This is a genomic window from Winogradskyella vincentii (assembly GCF_020166345.1).
GTDB classification, from domain to species: Bacteria; Bacteroidota; Bacteroidia; order Flavobacteriales; family Flavobacteriaceae; genus Winogradskyella; species Winogradskyella vincentii.
Map to the genome: position 1 here is coordinate 67,550 of NZ_JAIUJS010000003.1, position 14,381 is coordinate 81,930.

Genomic DNA, 14,381 nt, shown 5'->3' on the forward strand with positions numbered 1-14,381 from the left:
TTTGTTTGGTATTAGTTTAGTTGTTCAATATTTTGTTGAAATAGAAAATTTTTATCAAATCCTATATTTTTAATTAGTTGGCTTATTATTTTTTCTTCAGTTTTAAAATGTGCAATATGATCATCATGAATTCCCATAAGCAATAATTCACTTGTAATTAATCGATGTGTAGAAGGATTAATTGTGGCAATAATTAAGTAGTCAAAATCCTCCTCATTCACTGAGCTAATAGGTTGAACTGAAGCATTTCCAATTTTTAGATCATGAAAATCCACATCTACCCATTTTACAATTTTGAAATAGTTGGTTTTAAGATTAGTTGATAATATGTGTTGTCCAAATGAACCTGAACTGTAAACAACAATTTTAGAGCCTATTGATACATCAGTAAATGGGTTAAAATATTCTGGAGTATCATTTATTTGAATCAATCCACCAGATCTCACCAACAGTTGAGAATAGAGATAATAATTTAATTGGGTATTCAATAAATTTTCATCCAGAACATCGGACAATTTAACTTTTAAATGATTCATTAATAATCCCAATCTATAATATTCCATATTTGGGTCTTCTATTGACTTGACAATAGAATCATGTCTTTGTCGATAGTAATAGAGCGGTATTTTGCTAATCACTAGGCTTTTACATAACGCCAAATACGAATAAGTGATTGCTGCATCCTCACCCATTAAAATATCATTGTGGACATCAAATAATACTTGATTAAGTAATTCTTTTTTAAATAATTTATTCCAAACATAAGTGGACATACCGTGCTCACAAAACTCACCATTAAAAATTGCTTCAGGAATAATTGAAGACTTTATTTGATTTTCATTGTAAACTCCTGGATTTGATGGTTTAATAGTTTCAATTTTCCCATTAAATTCTCTAAAATGACCAGTAACAGTTAAATCTGCATTATTTGTGATAGCTAGTTTATATAAAGTGTCTAAGTAATATTTATCCACCCAATCATCACCATCAACATTTGCGATATACGCTCCCTTAGCTACTTCAAGACCAGCTTTACGTGCAGATAAAAGACCGCCATTTTTTTTATGTACAACAACTATTCTTGAATCTAACTTGGCATATTGGTCACAAATAATCGGGCATTTATCTGGACTACCGTCATCTACTAATATTAATTCGAAATCTTTGAAAGATTGATCGAGAATACTTTCAATACATTTGGGTAAGTACTTTTCTATTCCGTAAACAGGAACTATTACACTTATTTTAGTAGGTTTCATTGGTTAGATTTGTTTAGATTAAGATAATATAAGGCACTTCCTCTTAATTCATTGTCAGAAGGGTCATTTGCAGCCGTAATAAACAGATTTTCATTTTCATCAAAACAGCAAGATGTCACATTAGAATGTGGTAGTTTTATTTCGTTAATTTTTTTACCGGTATTTGGGTTCCATTGTGACACACAAGATCCTCCCCACTCAGCAACCCACAGCATTCCATTTTTATCAATAGCCATTCCGTCTGGGCTTCCTTTTTCTGTAAACTCAACTACATTTGAGACAAAGTTAACGCTGCCAGTTTCTATATCATATTTATATTTTGCGATTTGCTTGGTAGGGGTATCAATAAAATACATGAATCTATTATCATGAGAAAAGGCCAAACCATTTGAAATGGTTGTGTGGTCAATAATAATTTTACAATTCCCATTATGGTATGAATATACTTTGCCAAGACCTTTTTCCACATCGGGATATCCCATCGTTCCTATAATTAATCTTCCTATTGGATCTTGAATGCCATCGTTGTATCTTACATTGTCTGCTATATCAATTTGAAATTTAAAGGATGTTTCAAGGCAATTGAAGTTAGCTTCAAAAAAACCATTTTTTGAGGCAATTATTACAACTTTTTTCGACTCAGTGAGATATACATTGCTGGTTGGTGAATCTAATTTTATACTCAAAATTTCATTTGAAATAGGAGAGTAGCAATACACTAATCCATCTAAAATTGAAACAAAATATAATAGTTTGTTTGTAGGATCGAATATTGGTCCTTCAAATAATTCCGCCTCTTTTGAGCTATATATTATGGTTGAAGTCAATGTTTCCATGCTATATATATTCTCCTCCTGTAACTCTAATTAAGGAACCAGTTGTCATTGCAGAATCATCAGATATAAAATGCATTACTGCCGGTACTGGGTCAAATGGACTTAACATTCTTCCCATAGGAATAATATCCTTGGCTTTGTTTTTAAGTTCGTTCTCACTAACACCTTCCTTTGCCCTTAATTGAATCTCTCCTTCTGTATTTGTCCATCCCATTACCAAATAATTAGATCTAACTCCATATTTAGCATAATGATGCGCTATGTGATTTGAAAGCGTATATAAGGTGCTCTTGGTAAGGGCATAAGGAGCTCTATCTTCTTGGCCATAATCCATGTGCGCAGATCCAAAAAATACAATGGAGCCAGATTTATTGGCCATCATAGATTTTAGGACATGTTTAAGTAAAAAATATGGTGCTTTTAGATTTACATTAAAAATCTTATCGTAAACCTCCTCTTCAGTGTCAATTATGGAAGCAACAGGAGTAATACCAGCATATATAATCAATGCATCAATTTTCTTAAATCTTTCGATTGTTTGATTGTAATAATCTTCAATGCCATTAATTGAGTTAAGATCTATTTTATGGAAGTATAAATTGTCTTTACATTCTGAGGACTCAATAATTTGATTGCCTAAATTTTCATCTCTACCGCAAAACGCAACATTATAACCTTTCTTCAAGCAAGATTTCAGAATTTCATTTCCGACACCTTTGGTGCCACCCAGTAACATAATAGTCTTCATAAATGTATAAGCTAGTCTCAGTAAATTTAGAAATCAAATCTAGGTATTTAAATTGAAAAATTAACTTTTTTTCCATAGAAGTACTCTATATTCGATTAAACTATTTTAAAGGACTAAAATTATGATAATTAGGTAGTTTCATCGGGTTTATTTACTAATCAACCTTCAAAAGTGTTGAGGTTTTAGAGTCTTTTGAAATAGTTACAATATAAAGATTGGCATTATTACTCTCATCTATCATTTTATATTTCTTTTCACCGATCAGACCATTTGTAAACATAGGTGTGGTGTTACTATGTCCAACAATTAGTACTGTTTTGCCGTTTGTGTCTTTCCTAAAGTTCTCAATATTCATATTCCGAGGATCGTAAAATTTGAGTTCTAAATTATTAGCATTAGCCGTTGGCATTGCCGTCTCTTTTGTTCTATGGTAATCTGTTGAATAAACGGCGTCAAATTTTACATCCTTTAAAATGTTTGACCAATTTTTAGCACGTTCTATTCCTTTTTCTTTTAGATGTGGATTCCTATTTGATTTATCAGATTGATCTTTTTCTGCATGACGAATTAGGTAGTAAGTTGATATTTTTTGTGTGATTGCTTTTTCATATGGACCCTCCCATATTACCTGTTCAATCATCCATTGACCATTGTCTTTGGATAACTGTACATAATCAATTCCCCAAGCAGCAGTAACTTTTGCAGATGCAACATGGTTGCCAATATCTAAAACCTCTACATTTCTTATTTTATTTTCATCTCTAGTTTTTCCTTCATCTTTCATTTTCTGCACAAACTCCATCGCTTTTTCATAGCTCATATGAGCATAATATTCATAATTACCAGACTCCTTATTTTTCCAATATCCAAACTTGTTTAAACGAGGTTTAATTGCAAGTTTTAGTTTGGTGGTATCACCTTTATAAAATGCATCAATGTAGTTATTTAGTGTAGTTTCAATCTGCGTTTTATCAGAGGTATTTTGAGCATAAATTGAAATGGATAGCATTAATAATAATGCAGTAAGAAAAGATTTCATCTGTTGAGTAATTTAGTTGTTTTACCCAAATATAAATCAGAATAGAAGTGATTATTGAAAAAGTATGTTAAATAATTCTAAGCCAACTCTAAAGCAATTTCGATCATACTTTTAAAAGTGGTTTCCCGCTCTTTGCTTGTTGTACGCTCACCAGTAACTAAAGAATCTGAAATCGTTAAGATGGCCAATGCGTTTACATTATGTTTAGCAGCTACGGTATATAAACCTGCAGCTTCCATTTCAACGCACAATACACCAAATTTAGACCACTTTTTATAGGACTCAATATCATCTTCATAGAATTCATCAGAAGATAAAACATTACCTGCTTTAATTGGAATATCTTTTGATCTAGCTGTTTCTACGGCTTTAATAAACAATCCGAAGTCTGCAGTAGGTGCATAATCCGCTCCACCAAATCGTAATTCATTAACTCCAGAAGTGGAAGACGCTGCCATAGCTAATACAACATCATAAATTTTTACATCTTTTTGATATGAACCTGCACTTCCTACACGTATCAAGTTTTTTACTCCAAATTCAGTAATTAATTCGTTTGCATAAATTGAAATACTTGGAACTCCCATTCCTGTACCCATGGCAGATACTTTTTTGCCCTTATATGTACCTGTATAGCCCAGCATGCCTCTAACTTCATTAAAGCAAACAGGATTTTCAAAAAATGTCTCTGCTATCCATTTAGCTCGTAATGGATCTCCAGGTAATAAAATAGTTTCTGCGATATCGCCTTTTTTGGCGCCAATATGTACACTCATATTGTAAAGGTAATCAAAGTACGGATAAATTAATACTCTAAAACTGAAGTTTGATTTGTCATCATTGCTACACCAGATGATGCACCAATCCTATCTACACCAACCTCAATATATTTTAAAGCAGTTTCTGCGTCTCTAATACCACCTGAAGCTTTAATTTTTAATTGATCTTTTACAGTTTTTCGCATAATTTTTACCGCGGTGAGTGTTGCACCACTAGAAGAAAAACCTGTGGATGTTTTTACAAAATCAGCCTTGGCATCAATACAAATTTCGCATGCTTTGACTATTTCATTTTTTGAAAGTTCACTTATCTCTAATATGACCTTTAATGGAATATGACCAATGGCTCGTTTAACAGCACTAATATCTTTAAGAACTTCAACATAGTTTTTACTTTTCAAACGACCAATATTAATAACCATGTCAATTTCTGAAGCACCATGTTCAATAGCATTTTTAGCTTCAAAAACTTTGGCATCTGTAGACATTGCACCTAAAGGAAATCCGACAACCGTACATACTTTAACATCAGAACTTCCTAATGCCTGTCTGGCAAAGGTTACATAATTACCATTTACACATACTGAATAAAATTTATATTTAAGTGCTTCTTCGCATAGATTTAAAATTTCAGCTTCAGTAGCAGATGCACTCAATAGGGTGTGGTCTATAAATTTGTTTAATTCCATTTAATTTATTTGTAGGGGTTTCATAAAAAATGCCATAGTAATTCTCTCTAAGGTTAGAGGGATTTACCAAACTTAATTAAGGGAGTCTTAAGTATTGTGGAATTAAATAGCTCGATAAAAGTAGTAATTTATCCGTTAAAACGACTGTTAAATCTTACAAAAATTTGTGCATTTCATCGAAAACATGAAATTACGATAAATAAAGTATTGAAAAACAGATAGTTGTGTTTTATGAGTAAATTAATAAAAGAAAGAGTCAAAAAATAGACTCTCAACAATTGAGTTTTTTAATTTTACTCAGAATCTCTAACTGCTGTTACGGTATAACCAGCTTGTCTTAAAAGATTTATTACACCATTTTCTCCTGCTAAATGACCAGCGCCTACTCCAAAAAATGTTGCCTGCTTTTCAGCATGTTCCTTAATTTTTGGAATCCAGTTTATGTTACGATTATCTAATAATTCATCCTGATATTCTGCTACGCTAGAATAGTTGTCATCATTCAAAATATCAAGCATGGCAGTTATGTTTTCATCTTTATAGATTGAAAGTAGTTTAGCAAAATTTGCCTTGTCATAAGCCATATTGTCTTTTGCTGTTCTTATCAAATCTTTTACTTGGTCTTCATATGGTATGACTTCAAACACATTAATTTGATCTTCAATAGATTCTAATCCAAAAATTTCCTCATTTTGTTCTTTAGCAACCTTCATCAATTCGGCCTCAAAAGATTCCATTGGACAATCTATAAACTTCGGATATAGCATGGAGGTTAAGAAAAACGGTTTTACGTTTTCCAACATTTTTACAGACATTCCCATGTTATTAATAAACAGGGAGTCAATTGCTTGGTAATCCTCATCATTAACCATACTCTTCAGAGTTTTTCCATCCTTCATATACATACCCTTCATCATTTTAACTTGCATATCTGGATCATCCATATCAATTTCTAAAACTATTTGTTTTGTTTCATCTAGAGCTTTTACAACATCATTTTCTAATGTTGCATCACAAGTAATGTGAATTGTTCCAAAGAGGTACGAAGCTTTATTTAATCCATTTCCCTCAATCTTCCAGAGCGTCGAATTTTCTAATTTTTGAGCTGATAATGATGTTGTTGCAGTAATTGCTATGACTAAGAGCGATAATAAATATTTCATAGAATTTTTTAGTTTGACGTATAAGTAACAAATATCGCAAGAAAGTTACAAAAAGGTAAGCAACACCTTTTCTATCGATAGCGAATCGACTTGAATTAGGTGTTGCTTTAACCAACCAATCAATATAAAGACTGTTTTAATCCTAGATTGTTACAGGCATTGTTATAATTCTTCAATAACTAAATCACCTTGATTTCTAAATACCAACTTATCATCAAAAGCATCAAGTAGAATAATACTCTCTGTAGTTACTCTTCCCGATAGAATTTCTTTACTGAGTTGATTTAAGACTTCTTTCTGAATAACTCGTTTTACAGGTCTGGCACCATATTCTGGGTTGTAGCCTTTTTCTGCTAGATAGGCTTTTGCCTCTGGAGTTGCATCAAAGGTTATGCCTTGTTCAGCAATCATTTTCGTTACACTTTTAAGTTGAAGCCCAACTATGTCTAGTATATTCTCCTTTGATAATGGTGTAAACATTATGGTATCATCGATTCTATTGAGAAACTCTGGTCTCACAGATTGCTTCAAAAGACCAAGAACATCAACTTTGGCACTTTCAATTGCACTTTGAATGTCTTTTGTTGCATCAAAACGTTCTTGAATAATATGGCTTCCCATATTTGAGGTCATTATAATAATTGTGTTTTTAAAATCTGCAACTCGTCCTTTATTATCGGTTAGTCTTCCTTCATCTAATACCTGTAAGAGAATATTAAAGGTATCTGGATGTGCTTTTTCAATCTCATCCAGCAACACTACAGAATATGGCTTACGTCTAACAGCTTCCGTTAATTGACCGCCTTCGTCATAACCAACATATCCAGGAGGCGCTCCTACAAGTCTACTCACGGCATGACGCTCTTGGTATTCGCTCATATCAATACGTGTCATCGCATTTTCATCATCAAAAAGATATTCAGCTAGCGCTTTTGCCAATTCTGTTTTACCAACACCAGTTGTTCCCAAAAACAAGAATGTACCAATTGGTTTTTGCGGATTTTGTAATCCCGCTCTAGATCGTCTTACAGCGTCACTTACGGCTTCAATTGCTTCCTCTTGACCAACAACACGCTTATGTAACTCATCTTCAAGCTTAAGAAGTTTTTCACGCTCACTTTGTATCATTTTTGTGACTGGAATCCCTGTCCACTTGGCAACAACATCAGCAATATCCTCATAGGTTACCTCTTCTTTAATCAGCGCTGTTTCTTGTTGTTCAGCCAATTGCTTTTGGAATGATTCTAATTTTTCAGTCGCTTCTTTAATTTTTCCATAACGGATTTCAGCCACTTTTCCATAATCACCCTCTCGCTCTGCACGTTCTGCTTCTAGCTTATAGTTTTCTATTTCTAATTTTATATTCTGAACGTTCTCTACAGTTTCCTTTTCACTTTTCCATTTTGCATTGAGTTCATTCCGTTCTTCTTTAAGGTTTGCTAATTCTGATTTTAAAGATTTTAGTTTAACCTCATCTTTTTCACGTTTTATAGCTTCATGCTCAATTTCCAATTGCATTATTTTACGATCGAGAACATCTAGCTCTTCAGGCTTAGAATTGATTTCCATTCGAAGTTTTGAAGCGGCTTCGTCCATTAAGTCAATGGCCTTGTCTGGTAAGAATCGATTGGTAATGTATCTATTTGATAATTCCACAGCCCCAATAATTGCTTCATCCTTTATTCTAACCTTATGATGTGTTTCATACTTCTCTTTTATGCCTCGAAGAATTGAAATAGCACTTTCCGTATCTGGTTCGTCAACATTAACCTTCTGGAAACGACGTTCTAAGGCCTTGTCTTGCTCAAAATACTTTTGGTATTCATCTAAGGTAGTTGCACCAATAGCACGCAATTCACCACGTGCTAATGCTGGTTTTAAGATGTTTGCCGCATCCATGGCACCCTGTCCGCCACCTGCACCCACTAAGGTGTGAATTTCGTCAATAAAAAGAACGATATCACCATCACTTGTGGTTACTTCTTTTATGACTGCTTTAAGACGTTCCTCAAACTCACCTTTAAACTTAGCACCGGCAATTAACGCTCCCATATCTAAGGCGAAAATTTGTTTATCCTTTAAGTTTTCAGGTATATCGCCATCAATTATACGATGTGCCAGACCTTCAGCAATAGCTGTTTTACCAGTACCTGGTTCACCTACTAATATTGGATTGTTTTTGGTTCTACGTGATAGGATCTGTAAAATTCTTCTTATCTCTTCGTCACGACCAATTACTGGATCTAGTTTTCCATCTCTTGCTAGTTGATTTAAATTTTTTGCGTACTTGCTAAGAGAATTATAGGTTTCTTCTTGACTTTGGGATGTTACTCTTTCGCCTTTTCTTAATTCATCAATTGCAGATTGAAGACCTTTTTCGGTAACACCTTGATCTTTTAGCATCTGTGATATCTTGCTTTTAGACTTAAAAATAGCCAAAACCAAATGCTCAATAGAGACAAAATCATCTTTCATTTTCTTAGCTATGATTGAAGCCTCATTTAATGCCTTGCCAGCATCTCTAGATAACATGATGTCTCCACCAGAGACTTTTGAAAAGCTTTGTAACTCTTTATCTAAAACCTGTTGTAACAGACCAACGTTAACGTTAAGCTTTTTTAATATAAATGGTAAAACGTTTTCATCAACATTAAATAGAGCTTTGAAAATATGCTCGTTTTCTATTTGTTGATGACCAAAGCCTTGGGCAAGCTGTTGCGCTTGCTGAATGGCTTCTTGCGATTTAATTGTATAGTTGTTAAAATTCATCTTTTATGTATTAATCAATTTTTTTTTGTTGTGTTTGCCTATATTTATTCAATAATCTTACCAACTCAAATCGGTAGGAAAAAAACGACAAAATGTCGGGTTTTATGTGGTGTAAGATGACGTTTTGTCAAACTTGTAAGCTAATTTTTTGAATTACGACCACACTTTAAAATTTAATTATGTTTAAAAAACTATTCGGTTCTTCAGAGCCTAAAGAAGAAAAAGTTTTACCGTGGATACCCTTAACAAGCTTGGATCAATTACAAGAGATTGCTGAAAAGTCTAAGGGGAAAACTCAGTTAATTTTTAAGCATTCAACACGTTGTGGTATAAGTAGAATGGTTATGAACCAATTCATAGCATCATATGATTTAGAAACAGAAGCAGATCTGTATTATTTAGATTTATTGAGTTACAGGGATGTGTCTAATGAAGTTGGTTATAAATTTCAGGTAATGCACCAGTCACCGCAACTTCTAATTATAAAGAATGGTATTGTTACAACACATGCCTCGCATGGTGCAATTAACGACATGGATTTAAAATAGCTTACTTAAATTCTAATTACTTTATAATTCTATGATTAAAATTAAGAACTACATTCCTTTGTTATTAATAACAACATTATTTTTAGGTTGTCCAGCCGAAGATGACGATGGTGATTGCATGAAAACGATAACAATTCCTCAGTATTATATAGTTAATAATCAAACTTACAGTTATAATATATCTCAAGAAGTGCCATGTGATTTCCCTGAACCAACTGAGCCAGAATTGATAGAGCCTCCAACTCTAGAAAATTTCTCATATGAAGTTTTAAGTTTCACTTTCACGCCAGATACGGGGAACAATACATCAAGATTACAGTTTGAAATTATGTTGAACAATCCAAATGCTTATGCAGTTAATGGAGTTCCGATTTTAACAATTAATACTGATGGATTAGAATCATCAGGAAGCTTTTCAAATAATGCTTCTATGCCTTGTTATCAAATAGGTGAAGATTCAAGTTGTATATTAACATATGATCAGCAGAGTTCATTAGACTTAGGTATAATTGAATCAATTGAATTACTTAACGTTGAGTATTTTCTAACTGAATAGAAAACTCGTCAAGCATGAACTTATTCAATCATGTAATATACTTAGAATAATATCTTATTGATTAATATCAGTTTATAAGTCACTGCTAATTAATACCTTATCAGACTTTGAAGAAATTTAAATCTTATGGAGTCATCTGCAACAAACAATCTAAACGCAAAAGAAACATTTAAAAAATGTGGTGCTTGTTCAAATACATTTGCACATATTCTAAACCGTGAATTTGATAACCCAAATGAGTTAGCTGAAAAAGCTCTTAATCCACTAGCTGGAGGTATTTTAAATAAGGGTCATCAATGTGGAATGATATGGGGAGCTATTTTGGCAACTGGTGCAGAGGCCTATAGGAATCACAAGGATAAAGACAAGGCATTAGCTGTTGCTATTACAGCAGCTCAGCATATAATTGAATCTTTTGAAAAAAGATCGGGTTCAGTCAATTGTAAGGAGATTTTAGGTTACAGTATTAGTAATTTTATCGGAATAGCTAGATTGATGGTCACAAGTCTTATTGTTGGCATGGATAATAATAAGTGCTTTAATCTTGCTGAAGAATGGGCTCCGGAAGCCATAAAATCTGCAAATGAAGGATTGGAACTTAAAACTATTAAAACCGTTGAAAAACCTTATAGCTGTGCATCTGAAGTTGTTAAAAAAATGGGTGGAACTGATGAAGAAGCTCTCATGGTGGCTGGATTTGCAGGTGGGCTTGGTCTAAGCGGAAATGCTTGTGGAGCATTGAGTGCAGCAATTTGGATGAAAACATTACAATGGTGTCGAGAAAACCCACAAAAACTGCCACCTTATTTTAATAATAAGATGGCGAATAGGATTTTAAATTCATTTAATGAAACTACAGATGGAGAATTGAATTGCAAAAAAATAACAGGTAAAGAATTTAAGAATTATAGTGATCATTTTGAATATACTAGACAAGGTGGTTGTAAGACATTAATTGAGACTTTAGGTAAATCTTAGACATATAAAAAACCTCCCAATTTTGGGAGGTTTTAAATTTAACTTTCAATTCTATAGGAGTTTATGACTTGCTTTAGTTTCTGTTTTAAATCTTCACCAGAATCATAAACCATTTGTTCATCTGTTGGGAATCTAACTTGTCTTTGTCTTAGTAAGTTTCTGTCATCTCTATTAAGAGCTCTCTTGTCGCCTCTAAATCTTCCGAATACATTTTCAAAAATAAAACCACTATCTAGGGTAAATGAATCAACAATTTGATTTTGTCTTAAATCTGTATAGACAACATCTGCAATAACTTGAGCGGACTTGGTTTGCAATACTTCAAAAAATCTAGCTCTCGCAGTAATGATTCTATCAACTTTAATATCATTACCCAAACTATCCTTAGCAACATTACCATTTTCATCTAAAAGATATTCCCAACCATCTACAACAGCTCTTTCTCTTAGTAGTTGTCTCTCATTAATTCTTTCTGGCGATACATTTATTCTCTTTAGCTTTAATTGCATCGCATAATCATAATCTAAAGAATCATCTTTAATAGCATGATAGGTAGTCCAAAATTGATTTATACCATAGGTGTTAAAGTCCAAAAGTTCAGCTTCTAATCTTTGTGGAATCATTTGATGTGTTTCATTTGCTATAGAAACATGTACATAATTCATTCCAGTTTGGTGAGCTTCGTTCATAAGTGATCTAACATTCTCAAAATTAGGATTGATGTCATTAACATATTCAAATAACCCATAGGCCTCTCTAGCATTTCGTTTTATTCCTGTATCTAAAAGATCTAAACCTTTGTCCATTAAATGATCAGAAGTTTTATATCTATATTCAACCAAAGCATCACTATAATCGTTAAATTCAAAAGTTATTACCTTACCATTAATGGTTAATGGCATAATTCGCTTTACGGCATTTTGTCTATTTTCTAAATCAACATATGCTTCATAAATTGATTTGTATAACTCAGGGTTGCCATCTTTCTTTAAGTGAGAAATATGTAACAAATCTTCTTCTAGAACTTTATCATAGGCATCTTTTAACATCGTAACATAAGCTTGCTTACGTTTTTTGTCTTTGTTGTTCTCCAGTTTTCTTAAAGCTTCTGAAATTGCATGGTCATAATTACCATGGCTTATCGCTTCTTCAATTTGTTTTTTGGCACTACAAGACACGAGTACCGAAACAAGGACTGTAAATAGTAAAAATCGTTTCATAATCTTGTATTTTAAAGGTTATATAAGTAAAAATCCAATCATCATGCCAAACTTTAAAGTAGATTTATGTTTTCGATGTATGGCAATCCTTTAAATTTGCAAAATGTTTAAAACAGATGGCTCTTATATTCATAGTTTAGAAAAGGTTTCTATACAGGATTTACCTGAAGAATTCACCTATCCTTTTTATTACGAACCACATCCATTATGCATGGTAGCTTCTGAAGAAATACAAGGATATCTTATTGCCCAATCTGATTTTGAACATAACTTTGGACTGGACATTTCTAAAACTGGATTGCAGATTGGTAAAATGTTTGGTGTTATGATAGTTGAAGATTCTAAACGTGACATTGGATATCTAGCTGGATTCTCAGGAAAATTGGCCGAACAAAACTTTATTAAAGGATTTGTGCCACCAATCTATGATACTTTAGATAAAACAGGGTTTTATAAGAACGGTGAGGCCGAGCTAAATGAAATTAATAAACAAATAGAATCATTAGAATCAACTTCGGAATATATAAACGCTAAAGAGTGCCTGGATCAACTTAAGTCACATTATGAAGCTGAATTAAAGGAATTTAAAGCCCTTCAGAAAAATGAAAAAAAGAAACGTGATATTGAAAGGGCAGAGGGAAAGGTTCAACTGAAAGAAAGCGATTTTAGTTATTTGTTAGAAGACCTTAAGAAACAGAGTATATATTATCACTTTAGACTTAGAGACTTAAAATCTGAATGGCAACAAAAGATAGATGAACAAACCAAAGTTGTCGATTATCTAGAGGAAGAAATTAACAGCCTGAAAAAATTGCGTAAAGCAAAGTCTGCAGCTTTACAAAAAGAGATTCATCGACAATATCAGTTTTTAAATTATATCGGTGAGTCTGAAGGCTTGATTTCAATATTCAAATCAACCCAATTGGATCAACCACCAGCAGGTGCTGGTGAATGTGTAGCGCCAAAGCTATTTCAATTTGCATATGAAAATAACTTAAAGCCAATTGCTATGGCCGAGTTTTGGTGGGGAGCTTCTCCGAAGTCAGAGGTAAGGAGGCATAAACAATTTTATCCATCATGTCGTGGAAAGTGCGAACCCATTTTGGGACATATGATGGAAGGTCTAAAGGTGGCACCAAATCCAATGGAGCAACCATCCAATACAGATGCTGAATTGAAAATAGTTTATGAAGATGACTATTTATTATTGGTAGATAAACCGCATGAGTTTTTATCTGTTCCGGGAAAATTAATAAAGGACTCAGTACTTACTAGAATTCAAGAATATATTCCTGATGCCAAAGGTCCATTACTTGTTCATAGACTAGATATGTCAACCTCTGGGTTATTACTTGTTGCTAAAAATGAGAAAACACATAAAAACCTTCAAAAACAATTTATCGATCGTACAATTAGGAAACGTTATGTTGCCTTGCTGAACGGTAAACTTAAGAAAGATAAAGGCATAATAGAATTGCCGTTACGTGTAGATCTTAATAACAGACCAAGACAGCTTGTTTGCGAAACTCATGGTAAACCTTCAAAAACCAAATATGAAGTTTTAAGTGTAGAGGAGGATAAAACAAGAATATATTTTTACCCCATTACAGGAAGAACACATCAATTAAGAGTACATGCTGCTCACCACAATGGTTTAAATATGCCAATAATAGGTGATGACTTATATGGCAACAAATCTGACAGGTTGAAATTGCATGCAGAACAGTTGAGTTTTGAGCATCCAGTAACAAAAAAAAGACTCACATTTAACAGTGAGCCATCTTTTTGATATAATCT

The 14,381-nt window shown here is 33.1% G+C and carries 13 protein-coding genes; 4 read left to right on the forward strand and 9 right to left on the reverse strand.

What is annotated here, in order from left to right:
- Positions 1-11: 11 nt before the first annotated feature.
- The 8 genes from LBV24_RS06175 to clpB form a co-directional block, all read right to left on the reverse strand.
- Positions 12-1,259, reverse strand: a complete 1,248-nt coding sequence (locus LBV24_RS06175) for a glycosyltransferase family 2 protein (RefSeq protein WP_224477727.1) — start codon at positions 1,257-1,259, stop codon at positions 12-14.
- Positions 1,256-2,095: an SMP-30/gluconolactonase/LRE family protein gene (locus LBV24_RS06180; RefSeq protein ID WP_224477728.1), complete on the reverse strand. Its 840-nt coding sequence runs from the start codon at positions 2,093-2,095 to the stop codon at positions 1,256-1,258. Before LBV24_RS06180 ends, LBV24_RS06175 begins: the two co-directional genes overlap by 4 nt.
- 1 nt (position 2,096) lies before the next feature.
- The gene (locus LBV24_RS06185; RefSeq protein WP_224477729.1) at positions 2,097-2,843 is read right to left on the reverse strand and encodes an SDR family NAD(P)-dependent oxidoreductase; all 747 of its coding nucleotides are present in this window, start codon (positions 2,841-2,843) and stop codon (positions 2,097-2,099) included.
- Positions 2,844-2,997: 154 nt separating this feature from the next.
- Positions 2,998-3,882 carry a histidine phosphatase family protein gene (locus LBV24_RS06190; protein WP_224477730.1) on the reverse strand — a complete coding sequence of 295 codons (885 nt, stop codon included), beginning with the start codon at positions 3,880-3,882 and terminating at the stop codon, positions 2,998-3,000.
- A 77-nt stretch (positions 3,883-3,959) separates the two neighbouring features.
- Positions 3,960-4,658 carry a purine-nucleoside phosphorylase gene (gene deoD / locus LBV24_RS06195; protein WP_224477731.1) on the reverse strand — a complete coding sequence of 233 codons (699 nt, stop codon included), beginning with the start codon at positions 4,656-4,658 and terminating at the stop codon, positions 3,960-3,962.
- Between the two features lie 29 nt (positions 4,659-4,687).
- On the reverse strand, positions 4,688-5,350 hold the full coding sequence (deoC, locus tag LBV24_RS06200; protein ID WP_224477732.1) for a deoxyribose-phosphate aldolase: 663 nt from the start codon (positions 5,348-5,350) through the stop codon (positions 4,688-4,690).
- Between the two features lie 293 nt (positions 5,351-5,643).
- Positions 5,644-6,513: a TraB/GumN family protein gene (locus LBV24_RS06205; protein WP_224477733.1), complete on the reverse strand. Its 870-nt coding sequence runs from the start codon at positions 6,511-6,513 to the stop codon at positions 5,644-5,646.
- 162 nt (positions 6,514-6,675) lie between these two features.
- Entirely contained in the window at positions 6,676-9,282 is a 2,607-nt protein-coding gene (gene clpB, locus LBV24_RS06210; RefSeq protein WP_224477734.1) for an ATP-dependent chaperone ClpB, read from the reverse strand.
- A 179-nt stretch (positions 9,283-9,461) separates the two neighbouring features.
- Between clpB and ytxJ the strand changes: the two genes are divergently transcribed.
- From ytxJ to LBV24_RS06225, 3 genes are all read left to right on the forward strand, one after another.
- Positions 9,462-9,830, forward strand: coding sequence for a bacillithiol system redox-active protein YtxJ (ytxJ, locus tag LBV24_RS06215; RefSeq protein ID WP_224477735.1), 369 nt, complete (start codon positions 9,462-9,464; stop codon positions 9,828-9,830).
- Between the two features lie 31 nt (positions 9,831-9,861).
- Entirely contained in the window at positions 9,862-10,386 is a 525-nt protein-coding gene (locus LBV24_RS06220; protein ID WP_224477736.1) for a hypothetical protein, read from the forward strand.
- Between the two features lie 126 nt (positions 10,387-10,512).
- Positions 10,513-11,364, forward strand: coding sequence for a C-GCAxxG-C-C family protein (locus tag LBV24_RS06225; protein ID WP_224477737.1), 852 nt, complete (start codon positions 10,513-10,515; stop codon positions 11,362-11,364).
- A gap of 38 nt (positions 11,365-11,402) precedes the next feature.
- Here the strand turns inward: LBV24_RS06225 and LBV24_RS06230 are convergent, their stop codons facing one another.
- Positions 11,403-12,584 carry a hypothetical protein gene (locus LBV24_RS06230; RefSeq protein WP_224477738.1) on the reverse strand — a complete coding sequence of 394 codons (1,182 nt, stop codon included), beginning with the start codon at positions 12,582-12,584 and terminating at the stop codon, positions 11,403-11,405.
- A gap of 103 nt (positions 12,585-12,687) precedes the next feature.
- On the opposite strand from LBV24_RS06230, the gene LBV24_RS06235 reads away from it, so the two are divergent.
- The gene (locus tag LBV24_RS06235; protein ID WP_224477739.1) at positions 12,688-14,373 is read left to right on the forward strand and encodes an RluA family pseudouridine synthase; all 1,686 of its coding nucleotides are present in this window, start codon (positions 12,688-12,690) and stop codon (positions 14,371-14,373) included.
- The last annotated feature ends 8 nt before the right edge of the window (positions 14,374-14,381 follow it).

Bases quoted from the DNA above. Each gene is read 5' to 3' on its own strand.
- LBV24_RS06190 (WP_224477730.1), bottom strand. From the start codon at position 3,882: ATGAAATCTTTTCTTACTGCATTATTATTAATGCTATCCATTTCAATT.
- LBV24_RS06205 (WP_224477733.1), bottom strand. From the start codon at position 6,513: ATGAAATATTTATTATCGCTCTTAGTCATAGCAATTACTGCAACAACA.
- ytxJ (WP_224477735.1), top strand. From the start codon at position 9,462: ATGTTTAAAAAACTATTCGGTTCTTCAGAGCCTAAAGAAGAAAAAGTT.
- deoD (WP_224477731.1), bottom strand. From the start codon at position 4,658: ATGAGTGTACATATTGGCGCCAAAAAAGGCGATATCGCAGAAACTATT.
- LBV24_RS06230 (WP_224477738.1), bottom strand. From the start codon at position 12,584: ATGAAACGATTTTTACTATTTACAGTCCTTGTTTCGGTACTCGTGTCT.
- deoC (WP_224477732.1), bottom strand. From the start codon at position 5,350: ATGGAATTAAACAAATTTATAGACCACACCCTATTGAGTGCATCTGCT.
- clpB (WP_224477734.1), bottom strand. From the start codon at position 9,282: ATGAATTTTAACAACTATACAATTAAATCGCAAGAAGCCATTCAGCAA.
- LBV24_RS06175 (WP_224477727.1), bottom strand. From the start codon at position 1,259: ATGAAACCTACTAAAATAAGTGTAATAGTTCCTGTTTACGGAATAGAA.
- LBV24_RS06225 (WP_224477737.1), top strand. From the start codon at position 10,513: ATGGAGTCATCTGCAACAAACAATCTAAACGCAAAAGAAACATTTAAA.
- LBV24_RS06185 (WP_224477729.1), bottom strand. From the start codon at position 2,843: ATGAAGACTATTATGTTACTGGGTGGCACCAAAGGTGTCGGAAATGAA.
- LBV24_RS06235 (WP_224477739.1), top strand. From the start codon at position 12,688: ATGTTTAAAACAGATGGCTCTTATATTCATAGTTTAGAAAAGGTTTCT.
- LBV24_RS06180 (WP_224477728.1), bottom strand. From the start codon at position 2,095: ATGGAAACATTGACTTCAACCATAATATATAGCTCAAAAGAGGCGGAA.
- LBV24_RS06220 (WP_224477736.1), top strand. From the start codon at position 9,862: ATGATTAAAATTAAGAACTACATTCCTTTGTTATTAATAACAACATTA.